Below are 13,719 nucleotides of genomic sequence, written 5' to 3' on the forward strand. Positions count from 1 at the left end.
GGATCCGGGACTGTTCCGGCAGGCGTCAGTGGGCGTTGACCTCGTCGACGTCCAGGCCGCGGTCGACACCGTGTGAGATGACGTTCTGTCCGGGTTCGGGCTGCAGGCGCGCGCCGTCCAGATAGACCTCGACCCTGTCCGCTTCGAACGACACCAGGTCGTTGACCTTGTCGACCTCTCGGTAGGCGTTGCGGTACGACCAGGCGGCGCGGTGCGCCTCGTCGATGTCGTAGTAGTCGCACAGGCCCTTGTAGGGGCAGAAGGTCCGGCCGTCGACCGGACGGAGGCGGGACTCGTCGATGTCGGCGCGCGGGACGTACCAGCGCGGCGCGAATCCGGACTCGAAGAGCACCACAGGGTGCTCCGAGCGGGCGATCACGGTGTCGCCGAGGCGGACTTCCAAGGTGCGCGAGGTGTTGCGGATGTCGATGCGGTGGTAAGGGTCAGCCGCATGCCCCAGGATGCGTTCGTCCTCCTCGTAGAAGGCGTCCATCGCCCGCCAGGCGAACGCGATGCGGCCCTGGAGTTCGGCCGCATACTTGGGCAGCGCGGTGAATTCCCAGGCGGCGCGTTCCGTCGTGCGGTCTCCGGCGTGCACTGCGTACCAGGCGGTGTCGCCCAAGTCCTTGTGGTGGGTGACCTTCTCGCCGGCGACCAATGCCTGCGCGTCGACGTCCTCACGGGGGAAGTAGGCGACGGGGTAGCGGCCCGGTTCGTGGAGCAGGATCACGTCCTCGCTGTCGGCGACCCAGGTGTCGTTGAACTTCACGCGCATGCGACGGCGCAGGCGCTCGGCGAACAAGAGGCGTTCGGGCAGTGGTTCGGGGGTGAGGAAGTGTCCGATGGCGCCTGATGAGAGGGGCCCTTGCTGCCAGGACAGTCCCATGGCGGGATTCCTTCCGGTACGGGGTGTGCGGGTGGCCGCACACCGAGGTGGGTGGCTCTTTCCCGACGGTCGTGGACTTCGACGTGGAGGCAGTCCGGGTGCCGGATGAGGCGGACCAGGTAGGCGTGGCTGTTCGGGCTTCCGTGCCGGACCGCGTTGCCGGCCAGTTCCGACACGCAGATCCGGAGGTCGTCGCCGCGTCGGCATCCGCCCCAGCTGCCGAGGGCCTGCATCGCGAAGTCGCGTGCGACGCGGACGGTTTGCGGGGTGGCGCTGAAGGTGTGTTGGGCGAGGTGTCGCATGGCGGGTCCTTTGCCGGCTGCGGCGGAAGGGGTGGACATACGTCCGCCGCCAGCCCTTCGCGTCAGGCGAGGACGCGGGCGAGGAAGTCGCGGATGTGCTCGGTGATGGTCTGCAGGTGGCTTTCCAGGGCGAAGTGCCCGGAGTCGAGCAGGTGGATCTCGGCGTCGGGCAGGTCCTGGCGGAACGCTTTGGCACCCTCCGGGCCGAAGATCTCGTCGTTCGCTCCCCAGACCGCCAGGAGCGGGACCCGGGAGTCGCGGAAGTACTGGTGGACCTGCGGGTAGAGGTTCACGTTGGTGGGGTAGTCGCGGAAGAGCTTGAGCTGGATCTCGTCGTTGCCGGGGCGGTCCAGCAACGCTTGGTCGTGGACCCAGTTGTCGGGGCTGACCAGGCTGGGGTCGGCGACTCCGTTCACGTACTGCCAGCGTGTGATCTCCGGGGTCAGGGCGGCACGCATGGGGGCTTCGGTGTCCGGGCCCGGGGCCTTGGCGTAGGCGAAGACGCCGTCCCAGAAGGGCCTGACGAAGCCCTCTTCATAGGCGTTGCCGTTCTGGGTGATGATCGCGGTGACGCGGTCCGGGGCCTGGAGGGCGAGCCGCCAGCCGATGGGGGCGCCGTAGTCCTGTACGTACATCGCGAACCGGTCCACGCCCAGCTGCCGGAGCAAGCCGGCGGTGACGTCGGTGAGGGCGTCGAAGGTGTACGGGAAGTCCCGCAGGGCTGGCATTGCGGACTGGCCGAACCCGATGTGGTCGGGGGCGATGACGTGGTAGCGGTCGGCCAGTGCCGGGATCAGGTGGCGGAACATGTGCGAGCTGCTCGGGAAGCCGTGCAGAAGCACGACTACGGGCGCCTGGGGGTCGCCGGCCTCCCGATAGAAGACCTCGAGACCGTTGACGGCTGTGCTGCGGTGGTGGACTGCGGAAGACATGTCCCTAACCCTTCTATCGAGCTTGGGTGGTTACATATCCAGTCGAGCACGCTCGATCTAACCTGTCAAGTCGACTTTACTGGTTAGGTCGCGGTGATGGGTGTGCGCTGCTGCGCCCGACGGCGGGCCGTGGGCCTGCCTCAAGCCTCCGCCCGCGAAGGGGTGCCAGCCAGCGCACCGCCCCGCTCGGGCTCGCTCGGGCGATCGATTTCCGTGGGCGCCGGCCGGGAGTGAGCGTTCTTGGCCCCTCCGTGCGCCGCTGCCACGACCGCCGCCAGAATGACCTTGGCCTCCTTGAGGGCTTTGCGGCGACGTGTAGGCGAGAAAGGCCCCGATGGTGACGGGGGAAGCGCAGCGCTCTCCAGTAGCCCGGTATCGACCCTGGTGTCGGCGTTGGCCAGGGCGCACCCGCGACGCCGCAGCCGGGTAGCGCCTCCGGCGGTCGTCCCGGTGCCGGGGAACGCTCCGGGTTCACCGGCACCGGAGGCAACGACGGACGCGGCCATCGGCCGTCAGGCCCGATGGCCACGGTGGCGCCGACGCCTGACCTCGGTGATCTCGCCCGCGATGGGAAGCCAGTAGTAGAGGATGAAGGCGGCGATCACCGCCACGCCGAGTGGGGGAAACAGGGCCCCGAGCAGGATTCCGGTAGCGAGCCAGACAAGGGCGAGGCGGAAGCGCCGGCTGATGGCTTCGACACCGGCTGAATCGATGGTGGCGGTGAGCAGCCGGCGATCATGGCGGACGTAGCCCCAGATGACGTTGAACAAGATGGCCAGGAGCTCGAAGGCGGCGCCGTGGAGGACGACGGCGACGCGCTGGCCGTGTCCGTCACGGAACGCCTGAGCCAGCACCGAAGCGGCGAATGGCAGGAACGCGACGTCCATGAGCAGCACGGTGTTGAGGAAGAGCACCGCGCGGTCGACGCTGCGGATGTGGTCGAACATGATGTGGTGGTTGGCCCACACCTGGCCGATCAGCATGAACGTAAGGACGTAGGCCAGGTAGGACGGCCAGAGCGTGGCCAGGCCGTGCATCAGGTGCCGGGTGTCGTGCGGCGGGCGGATATCCAGAACGAGCAGCGTGATGGCGATGGCGATGACGCCGTCGCTGAACGCGACCACCCGGGCAGGATCGCGCTCCACGCCGAACGACGTCGCCGCTCCTTCTGGTCCCTCTTGTCCAGCTGGCCCGTCAACAGGCTCGCTCATCGCCCCAACCTCCGGCACGGGCCGCTCCTACGTGCGCACCCGAGGACCGTTGCCCCGGCGGTGCACGAACCACAGATCCTCATCCACATCCGCCGCCGCCGTCGTCGTCGCCGTCGGCTCGGGGCCACAATCGCATCTGCCGATCGCTCTGCCGCCATCCCGCCGCCAACCCGGTCGAGGCGGTGGCTCCACCTCACGAGCGAGGAAAGCCGCGCTCCTGCAGCGTCCACGTATTGCCGTCGGGGTCGGAGAACTCGGCGAAGCTCGCGTAGTCGCGGTGCTCCGGGTCGGCGCCGGGCTCGAAGCCGCCCTGCCACGCGTCGAGAGGTGCCTTGTGCCTGATCTCCCCGACATCGACCCCGCGCTCCACCAGCTCGCCCCATGCAGCTTCAAGATCGGGGACCACCAGGTACAGGCCCCGCGCTGAGCCAGGCTCGGCGTCGGTCAGACCGACACCGATCTGCACCGAGCACGCGGAACCGGGAGGCGTCAGTTGCACGACGCGGAAAGCGGGACCGGGCCCGTAGTCCACGTCCAGGTTGAAACCGAGACGCTCGGTGTAGAAGACCAAGGATCGATCGACATCGCTCACAGGCAGGATGACGACCTCGAGCATGCACTCCATGTGATCAGTTTCGTGTGCATGGGGCGGTGCCACCACCTCGCGGGCATGCGCGCCACGAATGATCCGCCCAGAATGAGCACATGGACGCGGCCTCCGCACCGCCCTGCCGGCGAAGAATCCCGGCGGCTGCACCAAGATTCGTGATCATGGGCTCGCGGCGGCATCCTCCCGCTCGCTCGCTGTCCATGCGGAAGAAGAGCACCGGCTCCACCTGCCTCGGTGGCGCCCTTCACCGCTGACTCCGGTACCACCCGGCGGGTCGGCTAGGCGGTACGCCTTCTCCGTCGAAGCGGTCCGTTGCTTCGTTCCGCACGAGCTGATCGACACCCTGGGCCTGGGCCTGTTCACGGCGACGATCGGCGGGCCTGCTCGGCAAGGGCGAGGAAGACAACTCAGGTGCCTTGGCCGGCCTCGGCGACCAGCCGCGCCAGGGTGGAAACGAAGTCCTCGGCAGCCGCGGCGGCTTGGGGCGCCGGCGCGCACGGGAAGGCCAGGCGCTCGCGTTCGCGCGGAGATACGGCCCTCCGCAGACTGGTGCTGTGAGCGGGAACGTTCACCGGGACGGGCCGTCCGGTGCGGCGATGTCGGCGACCCGGGTGTCCGCGCCGCCGTCGGGCCGAGGGACGAAAGCCCGTAGTTCGCGCTCCCGACTTGCCGGCTGGAAGCGGGCCCGGCTGCGGGACACGCGGGCCCTGGGGGAGCTGCGGGGAAACGTGTTCTGTGCCCTGGGTGCGCGGCGTGAGGACGAGCCACCGCAGTGGTCGGCGGTGATCGACGCAGTCGGGGGAGCCGCGCTCCGGTAGCGAGCTGCGACAGCCAGCGGGGCCGAACCTATGCTGACGATCGTGCACGTACTGGGCATGAGCAGCGAGGACGAGATGATCGCCTGCTTCTTGAGCGGCGAGCTGTCCAGCCGGAGGTTCGGCCGGACGCTCCGGTCCCATCTGACGGGCGGCGGGCAGCCCGAGCAGTTGCTGACGCATCCGGACTTCTCCGACGCCGGGGCGAACCACGCACGTCGCGCTCTGCTCGCTGCGACGCGCGGGTATGGCGAGAACCGCGACCTGTTCGAGAACTTCCCCGCTCAAGTCACGTGGATCAGGGCACTCCTGTCCGCCGACGAGACGGCCGGCGTGCGCTACCTCGACTATTCCTACTGGGTCGAACTGTCGGGTGGCAGCCGTCGGCCGACCGACGCAGCGGCACGCATCAAGGCAGGCCTAAGGGCATTCGACGTACCCAACGAACTGTTCGTCGACGCAGCCCGGGCGCTCATCAGAGGCGAGCGGTTTCCTCCGGTCATCCTCGTCGGAGAGGGGCAGGACAACCTGGTCTGCCTTGAGGGCCACCTGCGCCTGACCGCCTACGCCCTCGCCGGCTTCCCGACCGACGTCGAGTGCCTCATCGGCACCGCACCGACGATGGGACGTTGGGCGCAGTAGCCTGATCGCAGGCGCTCCGAACGAATGTCGGACGCCCACGGTCTTCCGCACTCGCAGCCACCACCAGTAGGCGCTGGGCGGAGAGATCGTCGGGGATCCGGGGGACCGTGGCGCCGTCCGGGCAGGCGGCCCGGATGCACTCGAGCGCGGCAGGGCTGTGGTCGGTTCTCTGCTATCCGGTAAACGGGCCTTCCGGCCACTTCGCGCACACGGCTCACGTCCGACCGCACCGGCGCCCGCTTCGGCCCCGGACCTCTGAGTTCAGGCCGTGGCCTCGACCAGCCGCTTCATGCCGGGCTGGTCGGTCACGCAGCCCACCAGGCCGAGCGTCCGGGCCAGCGCCAGGTCGCACTCGTCGTTGACGGTCCAGGCCATCACGTCGATGCCGGCGGCGCCGCACTGCTCCACGATGGCCCGGTTCAGCTGGCGCAGTTCCACGCTGACCAGGCTGGAACCGACCTTCTGAGCGCGGCCGACGAAGGTGGGGCGGTGCGCGCTGGGGCCTGCCACCAGGACGGTACGGGCCTGCGGCAGCAAGTTGTGGATCTCGATCAACGCCACGTCGTGGAACGACAGTACCGAGACGCGGTCCAGCAGGTCGCGGTCGGTGAGCACCCTGGCCAACGAACGGGCGGCGGCCACGTCCTTGATCTCCGCCTGGATCGGCAGCGCCGGCCCGACGGCGTCCAGCACCTCCCCGAACGTGGGGATGCGCTCGCCGAGGCCGGCGTCGAGCTTCTTGAGCTGCCGCAACTCCTGGTCGGCGATCGGACCGGAGCCGTCCGTCGTGCGGTCGAGGGTGTCGTCGTGCATGACGACCAACTCACCGTCCTTGCTCAGGTGCAAGTCCAGTTCGATGCCGTCCAGCCCCTCGCGTTCGGCCCGCAGGAAGGAGCGCAGGGTGTTCTCCGGCTCGGCAGCCATGACACCGCGGTGACCGATGGTGAAGAAAGACACTCGGTTGCCGTCCTTGAGTGTGGTGGTCCGAGGCAGCCGCACGAGCGCCGCACCCCCGCCGGCCGACGGGCGACCGCCCGTCGGCGCGCCCAAGCCTAATACCGTTCATCACTGAGTTCGGCGGCCGAGCTGCGCTCCCGCGGATCTGTCCACCACGCGCGTTCCCCCCGGGTACCGAGTTCCTCGTCATGCCGACGGTGCCTCCTGGACAGGAGGCACCGTCGGCCCCTGCCTGGCCAAGAGCAGCTGATCAGCGTCGTGGTAGCTTCACGACGGAGGCTGACAGCTGCCTGCCCCGGACGAGATGTGCGCCGTACCCGGCCTGCTAAGACGACGCACTCAAGGAGGCGTCATGGGTGCAGGCATCCCCTTCATTGACTTCGCGGGCCAGGCTCCCCGGCCTCGCGAGCTGGACGTCCGCTGGATCCACGGCTCACCGTCCGCCAAGCACAACACGGACCCAGATATCCAGCTCTACTGGTACGACGAGCACACGGTCATCCTGCGGCAGAACATGGCGATCCACTACGAGGCGCCGTTCCTGTTCCTGCTGTTCGGAAACTCTCAGGCGGTTCTGATCGACACCGGTGCCACCGCATCCGCCGAATTCTTTCCCCTGCGCCGAGTGGTTGACGAACTCCTCGGCGGCTGGCTCGCCCGCCATCCCAGGGAGAGGTATCACCTGCTGGTGCTGCACACGCACCCTCACGGCGATCACATCGCCGGCGACGGCCAGTTCGTTGACCGCCCTGACACCACGATGGTCGGTGCGGACCGCACCACTGCCTGGGCTCATTTCGGATTCGACGAGGACGCCGACAGCGTGGCGCGCGTCGATCTGGGGGGCCGTGTGCTTGAGTGCCTGGCTACCCCTGGCCACCACGAGGCAGCCGTCACGTTCTACGACCCGTGGACCGGGCTCCTGCTCACCGGCGACACGGTCTACCCCGGCCGACTGTACGTCCGGGACTGGTCCGCCTTCGCCCGGAGCATCGACCGCCTGATCGAGTTCTCCGAGCGCCGACCGGTCACACACATTCTGGGCTGCCACATCGAGATGACCACCGAACCGGGCGTGGACTATCCGGTCCGCACCACCTACCAACCCGACGAGCCCCCGCTGCAGATGACCACGGGTCACCTGCACGAGATCCGCGCCGCGCTCAACGAGATCGGAGACCGGCCCAGTCGACGCGCCTTCCCTCTCTTTGTCCTCTGCCCAGACGACTGAGCAACCTCAACGACGCGATCTTCGAGCGATCCGGCACATCTGGCTCTGGCCGCGGTCTCGTGAGTGATCGCGCGCGCCCACCGCGCCGAAGCCGGTGATGGCCGGATCAGGCCCGGCGGGCAGTAGGTCCACGGCCGGATTCATGCCCTTCGGGGATGACGAACTCCGTGCGGGGGCGCGAAGGCGGCACTCCGGGTGCTGGCTGCTGCTGTCCCTGAAGCAGCTACGAATGCCGCCTCCGCTGTCCATAGGGGGCTCACGTACGGGGCGCCGTCGAACCGTCCGAGACGGGTGGCTTCCGTACCGGGTGGCCGTCTGGCGCGCTCACGGTGCCCCGTTCAGGAATCGGGTGAGGTGGTTCTCGAGGTCCAGCGCCTGGGCCTCCTCGGCAGTCGGCACGAGCTGGTACGTGGAGTGAAGCCATCGCTCGACCTCCGGGAGTGAGGTCAGGAGATGGGCGGAACCGTGAGGCGACGACAACAGGAGGTGCAGGACCGCCTCGGTGTCGCTTCCGGTGGGCCAGATACGCACGTCACCGGTCCCGCTGGGGCCCCGAGTCCCTGAGGCGAGCAGGTCGCGTGCGAACACCCAGGGGATCAGGCCTCGGATGCTGTCGTAGAAGAGGAGCTGTACCGCGAGCGGGTCCTGCGACCTGTAGAGCAGATGGGTCGGTACGACGATCCGCTGGCCCGGAAGGGAGACGAGCTCCATATCGAGCATGTGGTCTATGCAAGTGGTCATGATCGCGACTCGTTTCGGGGCTCGGGCGCCGGGTCCGGGCGGTTACGACTCGTGCCCGGACCCGGCGCTCGCCATGGCCCGTGCGCTCAGCGGGAGACGCTGCCGTCGAAGCCGGGCTCGTCGCTGATCACGACGATCCACATGCCGCGCTCCCACTGGTAGAAGCGGTGACCGTCGAAGCGGTAGTGACGACCCTGGTCGGGGCTGTACCAGTACCGGACTCCCCGCTCCCAGCGGCGGTGGCCGTCGAAGCGCCACTCGCCATGGTGGTGCCCGCGGTACTCGTCCCAGTGGTGGCGACGGTCGTGTCCGTCTCGCTCGTTCGATCCGTCGCCACGGTTGTTCCGCTCTCCGTCGTGATCACCGTAGGGTGTGGCGTTTGCGACATGGGAGACAGCGGCGTGGTCGGCGGCCAGGTTCGGAGCGGCCGAGGCGGCGGTGCCCACGGCCAGCAGCGTGCCGGCTGTCGCGGCGAGAGTGACGGCCGTGGTGACGACGCGACGTCCGAAGGTGTGATTCATGGACTTTCTCCTTGATGTGCACCGTGGCCCTGTGGGGCCCGGGCGGGCGCCCCGGGGTGGTGGGGCAGGAGCGACGCTACTCCAGAAAAGTTGAAGATTGAACTAGGATGAGTGTGACATGGTTCATCCTTTTTGGATCCTTTTTCCGGTTCACTGGGCGTCGGCTGTTTCTTCCGGTGCCGGTGCAGTTCCTCGGCGAAGCGGTCGGCTTTCTTCTGCGGCGACCGCGACCCGGGTGCGAGGTACTGGCAGGACTCCCGCGCTGTTTTCCATCCAGAACCGGGGCCTGTCAATCGCGGCTGTGTACGCGGGAGCCGATCGACGCCGAGGGTCGTCCCTGCGGGTCTGCCGAGTCGTGGACCGACCTCTGCCGCACATGCCACAGGGGAAGCACAAGGTCAAGAAGGAGGCGCCGCACCCACCGTCGAGGGCCGGGAAGCGCGAAGGAGTGAGGCGGACGAATGACCTCAGCTCAAGCCGGACGGTGCCGCCGTACCACGGCCATTGTCCGGCTCCTCATCTGCCGGGCGAACCGTTTCTTCCAGGTCCCCCCGCGGCGACTGCTTCCGCACGGCCATCGCAGCGGCCGCCCGAGCCAGCTGCGCTTGCACCTGCTCGAACGCTCGCGACGCCGACCGCTTCCGCTTATGACTTCCGCTCATACACGTTCAACGCCCGACGGCACTGTTCGTAACCCCAATACCGCCGAATGGAGTACATGACTTCCGGCCCCGGGCGACGTCATCCGACGACCGCCGAGGAGAGGGGATCGCGACCCGGGACCGTCTTCCCAGATGTGCTGGGCTACGACCGCGCCGAGCCGGCCGCCCATCCCCACGGCCGCAGGATCACCGACGACGGCATCGTCCTGATCAGAACGGTCGGGTCGTCCGGTCCAGGCGGACGACGACGATCGCGATGTCGTCGCCTGCGCCGCTGGCGAGGCCCAGCCGGGCGAGGAGGGCGTCGGCAAGGTGTTCCGCGCCGAACTCGGTGCAGGTGGCGAGCGTGGAGATCAGACGGGTCAGGCCGGTGTCGATGTCCTCGTCTCGGCGTTCGATCAGGCCGTCGGTGTAGAGGATGAGGGTGTCGCCGGGGGCGTAGGTCTTGTTGGCCTGGGGGCGGGGGATGTGTTCGGGGCGGGCGCCCAGTGGTGGGTCGGTGGCCTGGTCGAGCAGGTCGCAGCTGCCGTCGGGGTGCAGGAGGATGGGCGGGGGGTGGCCGGCGCTGCTGTAGATGAGCAGGTGGCTGTGGCAGTCGACGAGGACCTGGACGGCGGTGGCGGCCAGGGCTCCGTCGACCGAGCGCGCGTACAGACCCAGGACCTCCAGTGCTTGGGCGGGGCCGTGGACGGTGCGGGTGGCGGCGCTCAGTGCGCTGCGCAGCCTGCCCATGACGGTGGCGGCCGTCAGTCCGTGGCCGACGACGTCGCCGACGGTGACGGTGAAGCGGTCCGCGGGCAGGTCGACCGCGTCGTACCAGTCGCCGCACACGTTCAGTGATCCGGTTGCGGGCAGGTAGCGCACGGCGATGTTCGGGTGCCGGGCCAGGTCCGGGGAGTGGAGCATGGCTTCTTGGAGGGCGACGGCGATGCGCCGTTCACGGGCGTGGGCCTGTCGCAGTTCCTCGTTGAGCTGCTGCAGTTGCCGGGCCCGGGCGTACAGCTCGGCTTCCATGGCCGCTTCCCGGCCGGGGCTGACCGCGGGCTGGTGCGTGGTGCGGCGGGCGCGGACGACGTCGGTCATGTCCTCAGAGCGGTGGATGATCCAGGCGACGCTTCCGTCCGGGCCGAGGACGGGCACGTTGATCGCGGTCCACCACCGCTCCTTGAACACCTCGCGGTTGCCGGGGACCGGGATGTCGTACTTCTGCAACGCCATGTGATCGGTCTGGCGGGAGGACAGGACACGGTGCAGTGAGGCTTTCAGCGTCTCCACCCCGTCGGCCGCCGGGTCGGTGGGATTGTCCGGGAAGACGTCGAACAGGTACTGGCCGAGCAGCTCGGCCCGGCTGCGTCCGGTCACCTCGCAGAAGGCCGAGTTGGCGTCGACGATCACCAGGTCCGTGCCGAGCACCAGGCACGGGCTCGGAAGGGCGGCGAACACCCCTGGGTAGTCGATCTCCGGTGTCACACGCATTCCCTGCCACTCGCTCGCTCCTCAATCTACGAAAGGTCCCGCTCCCGCGCCTGCCGAGCTCGCTCGTGGGCAGCGGGTGGCAGCGGCGTAGGCTCATCGGACGACGCCGTGATCGGGTCCGCCTCGCGTGCGAGACCGGGGGGACCTGGAGCCATCGGTCACAGCCGAACCTACTGGCCGGTTACTTGTTCTCTCACGGTGTCCTGCTGTCGTCGGGCCCACTCCAGCAGCCTGTAGGGAAGAGCAGGACTCAGACCCTCGTCCGTGCTGGTGAGCCGGCGCAGGGTCTGCCGTCCGGCCGTCGCGCCCCCACCGCCAGCCGCAGTACCCGCCGACTTCCGTGCAGTGCTCAGCGGAGCGGAGCACGAGGCGGCCGTTGCCCTTCAGCAGCGTCGGTTTCTCCGCGCCCCAGCCTGCGGCCGCGCGGCCGCCGCAGCGGTCCGACGCCGGCGCCACATCGTCCTCCGCGAAGGGTTCCTCGTCCCGGCGTCGGCAGAAACGCACTACACCCAGCGCCCGGCCGGGCACGGTGAGTGGCGCGACGGGCAGGGAGTGCGGGTCCGACCGGGCGATGGCGCTGGCCCGTGCAGGAACCGGGTGTCCAACGGCCGATCCCGGACGCAGGACAGCTACCGCCTTTCCCGCATCGCCGCCCAGGTCGGTGCCGCTATCAGCCACGTCCTCACCGCACCATCGGTCACGGGCTCGCGTGGGTCTTCTGGGGAGCCGGCCCGATCGGCGCCTTGGTCCCGTCCAGCCGGACACCGAGCGGGACCAGCACGCACCTGTCTGCCTGCCCGAGCCGGCCCTCGGCGTGCACCCGCCAGCCCACACGCACCCGTGGTGTGGCGTGATCGTCCTGCCCCTGCTTCGTCAGCCACGTCAGCCACGTCACGGTCGCCGCCGACAGTCTCGCCGCACTGCCGCGGAACTGCTCCAGCGCCTGGACGAAGCCCTCGGACGGCAGGCCATGCAGATGCAGGCTGTGCAGATACAGCAGCGGCAGCGCCTCGGAGAACGCCGGCGACTTGTGGCACCGGCCTCCGGGGCGGCGGCGAGCATCCAGCGCGCACCCTCGCGCACGATCCCGTCGACCAGGAACCGGAATCGGTGGAGCCCTGGTCGGTGACTGCGCTGAGCATGCGCGTGCCCTTCATTCGGGGAGGTACGCCCGCGGCGTCCCTCACAGCGCTGATCCACAAGTCTCGTGCATGGCTCGGCCCGTATGGCTGCCCCGACTTTGCGAACACGAGCCAGCGGTGCAACTGCGCTACCGCCGACCGACCTTGGTCAATGCCCGGCTGACCAGATCCTGGTACGCCAGGATCTGTGTGGCGCGCTGCTGGGCAACTTGCTCGCTGTAGTGCCGATCGAGAGCCCGGACGAGCCGCGCTCTCCTGACCCGCCGATCGCACCGGGCGTCGTCGAGAGCCTGCGCCATCTCCGACTTCCGAACCGCAACTGCCTTGGTGGGCAAGGGCTTGTTGCCCGAGCCTGTGAATCGGCGCCTGGCGTCATCGGGAGTACGGTAGTGGTACCCGAGGGCCGCCATGCACGCGCTCCAGCGCCGGTCCGACGCGACGACCCTGGGGTCGCGCCGGACATGGTCCTCTATCTCGAAACGGAGATTGACGACCACCGTGTCGGCGAGGACCCAGGACTTCAGGTCGCCGTAGACACTCTGCTCTGCTCGGCTCGTGCATCCGTCCGTGTAGACGAAGGTGACTTCCCCGTTGGGCAGGGTGATGTCCAACTGGTGCCGGGGCGTGCCGAAGAGGGCCTCGGAGTACTTCTGGCGGTTGTCGTTGGACAGGCGCTGGACGTAGTCCTCATTGGGGTCGGCCGACCGACTCGTGGCCGTGGTGGCGACTCCATAGCCCACGGCGCGGTGCAGCGCCACGTCATCACCATGGCGGGGGTCCTGCGCGACGGGCTCCGGTGCCGGTGGCTGCCAGGGGACGGGCCGATAGCGCCAGCCTCGTGCCGTCATACAGCGGCTGACGGCTTCTTCCTGAGCGTCGAAGAGGAGCTTCTGCTTGCCCTCTTGAGTCAGCTTCTCCATGCGTGCACCGGAGATCGTGCCAACGGCGGGAGCGGGGACGCGGGACGATGCGGTGTGGCAGCCGGCGACGGCACCACAGAGGACCATGCAGCACGCGGAAACCACGGCCACGGCTGGTCGGATTCGGTAGTCAAGTATGCGCATGAAAACCGGCCTTTGCGTCGTGAATGGGCCAGAGAACTCCCTGGGCGGCAGTCTGCCGCCCAGGGAGAACTGCTCTTACCTGTTCGCCCGAGTGCCTGTCAGCAGTTGCTCGTCCACCGGTTGCCTTCGCCTCGGTTCGCGGGGTTGTGGTGCCACCAGCCATGACCTCGCGGGAGGCAGCCGAGAATCCGTCCACCGTCCCCGATGAGGTAGACGCCCAGCCCGCTGGTCCCCGAGTTCCAGGAGGACTGGTCGTTGTGGTAGGCCCCGGACTGTGAGGTCGCGAGCCAGTTCGGGTTGCTGTACTGGAACTTGAACCGGGTTCCTTCGTAGCTGTCGAGCGTCCACACGCAGTAGTAGCCGGCGACGCACTGCTGCGCCTGTGGTGAGGCGTTGTCGGCAGCGGCGGTGCCAGTGGTGCCGGCGATCGCGCCAACAGCCGTGAACGCCACGGCAGCTGCTGCCGCGGTGAGACGGGAGCGGAGCTTCATTGCGATACCCCTCCATCGAAACGGGAACGGCGGATC

The 13,719-nt window shown here is 68.6% G+C and carries 14 protein-coding genes and 1 riboswitch; of the genes, 2 read left to right on the top strand and 12 right to left on the bottom strand.

What is annotated here, in order from left to right:
* Positions 1–25 precede the first annotated feature (25 nt).
* The 5 genes from AB0D93_RS35285 to AB0D93_RS35305 form a co-directional block, all read right to left on the bottom strand.
* Complete coding sequence (locus AB0D93_RS35285; RefSeq protein WP_362128854.1) at positions 26–880, bottom strand: DUF427 domain-containing protein; 855 nt, start codon at positions 878–880, stop codon at positions 26–28.
* Positions 766–1,227: an ATP-binding protein gene (locus tag AB0D93_RS35290; RefSeq protein WP_362128718.1), complete on the bottom strand. Its 462-nt coding sequence runs from the start codon at positions 1,225–1,227 to the stop codon at positions 766–768. The genes AB0D93_RS35285 and AB0D93_RS35290 overlap by 115 nt, the downstream gene beginning before the upstream one ends.
* Before the next feature lie 23 nt (positions 1,228–1,250).
* Positions 1,251–2,120 (bottom strand): alpha/beta hydrolase, encoded by an 870-nt coding sequence (locus tag AB0D93_RS35295; protein ID WP_362128721.1) that lies wholly within the window; start codon positions 2,118–2,120, stop codon positions 1,251–1,253.
* Positions 2,121–2,632: 512 nt separating this feature from the next.
* Positions 2,633–3,331 carry a TMEM175 family protein gene (locus tag AB0D93_RS35300; RefSeq protein WP_362128724.1) on the bottom strand — a complete coding sequence of 233 codons (699 nt, stop codon included), beginning with the start codon at positions 3,329–3,331 and terminating at the stop codon, positions 2,633–2,635.
* A gap of 193 nt (positions 3,332–3,524) precedes the next feature.
* Positions 3,525–3,956: a VOC family protein gene (locus tag AB0D93_RS35305; RefSeq protein ID WP_362128727.1), complete on the bottom strand. Its 432-nt coding sequence runs from the start codon at positions 3,954–3,956 to the stop codon at positions 3,525–3,527.
* Between the two features lie 833 nt (positions 3,957–4,789).
* On the opposite strand from AB0D93_RS35305, the gene AB0D93_RS35310 reads away from it, so the two are divergent.
* Entirely contained in the window at positions 4,790–5,398 is a 609-nt protein-coding gene (locus tag AB0D93_RS35310) for a hypothetical protein (protein WP_362128730.1), read from the top strand.
* A 261-nt stretch (positions 5,399–5,659) separates the two neighbouring features.
* On the opposite strand, the gene AB0D93_RS35315 is transcribed toward AB0D93_RS35310, so the two are convergent.
* A complete protein-coding gene (locus tag AB0D93_RS35315; RefSeq protein WP_362128732.1) occupies positions 5,660–6,355 on the bottom strand; it encodes a glycerophosphodiester phosphodiesterase family protein in 696 nt (231 codons plus the stop codon).
* Positions 6,356–6,627: 272 nt separating this feature from the next.
* Positions 6,628–6,695, top strand: a riboswitch (guanidine-III (ykkC-III) riboswitch).
* A 12-nt stretch (positions 6,696–6,707) separates the two neighbouring features.
* Here AB0D93_RS35315 and AB0D93_RS35320 point away from each other — a divergent pair.
* Entirely contained in the window at positions 6,708–7,586 is an 879-nt protein-coding gene (locus AB0D93_RS35320; RefSeq protein ID WP_362128735.1) for an MBL fold metallo-hydrolase, read from the top strand.
* A gap of 324 nt (positions 7,587–7,910) precedes the next feature.
* Here AB0D93_RS35320 and AB0D93_RS35325 read toward each other — a convergent pair whose 3' ends face one another.
* From AB0D93_RS35325 to AB0D93_RS35350, 6 genes are all read right to left on the bottom strand, one after another.
* On the bottom strand, positions 7,911–8,327 hold the full coding sequence (locus tag AB0D93_RS35325; RefSeq protein ID WP_362128738.1) for an SsgA family sporulation/cell division regulator: 417 nt from the start codon (positions 8,325–8,327) through the stop codon (positions 7,911–7,913).
* Positions 8,328–8,413: 86 nt separating this feature from the next.
* On the bottom strand, positions 8,414–8,848 hold the full coding sequence (locus AB0D93_RS35330) for a hypothetical protein (protein WP_362128741.1): 435 nt from the start codon (positions 8,846–8,848) through the stop codon (positions 8,414–8,416).
* Between the two features lie 872 nt (positions 8,849–9,720).
* Positions 9,721–10,980, bottom strand: coding sequence for a SpoIIE family protein phosphatase (locus AB0D93_RS35335; protein ID WP_362128744.1), 1,260 nt, complete (start codon positions 10,978–10,980; stop codon positions 9,721–9,723).
* A gap of 703 nt (positions 10,981–11,683) precedes the next feature.
* On the bottom strand, positions 11,684–11,881 hold the full coding sequence (locus tag AB0D93_RS35340; protein ID WP_362128747.1) for a hypothetical protein: 198 nt from the start codon (positions 11,879–11,881) through the stop codon (positions 11,684–11,686).
* 375 nt (positions 11,882–12,256) lie between these two features.
* Positions 12,257–13,048 (bottom strand): hypothetical protein, encoded by a 792-nt coding sequence (locus tag AB0D93_RS35345; protein ID WP_362128750.1) that lies wholly within the window; start codon positions 13,046–13,048, stop codon positions 12,257–12,259.
* Between the two features lie 242 nt (positions 13,049–13,290).
* Positions 13,291–13,683, bottom strand: a complete 393-nt coding sequence (locus AB0D93_RS35350; RefSeq protein ID WP_362128753.1) for a peptidase inhibitor family I36 protein — start codon at positions 13,681–13,683, stop codon at positions 13,291–13,293.
* Between the last annotated feature and the right edge of the window lie 36 nt (positions 13,684–13,719).

Source organism: Streptomyces sp. NPDC048191 (assembly GCF_040652655.1).
Classification (GTDB): domain Bacteria; phylum Actinomycetota; class Actinomycetes; order Streptomycetales; family Streptomycetaceae; genus Streptomyces.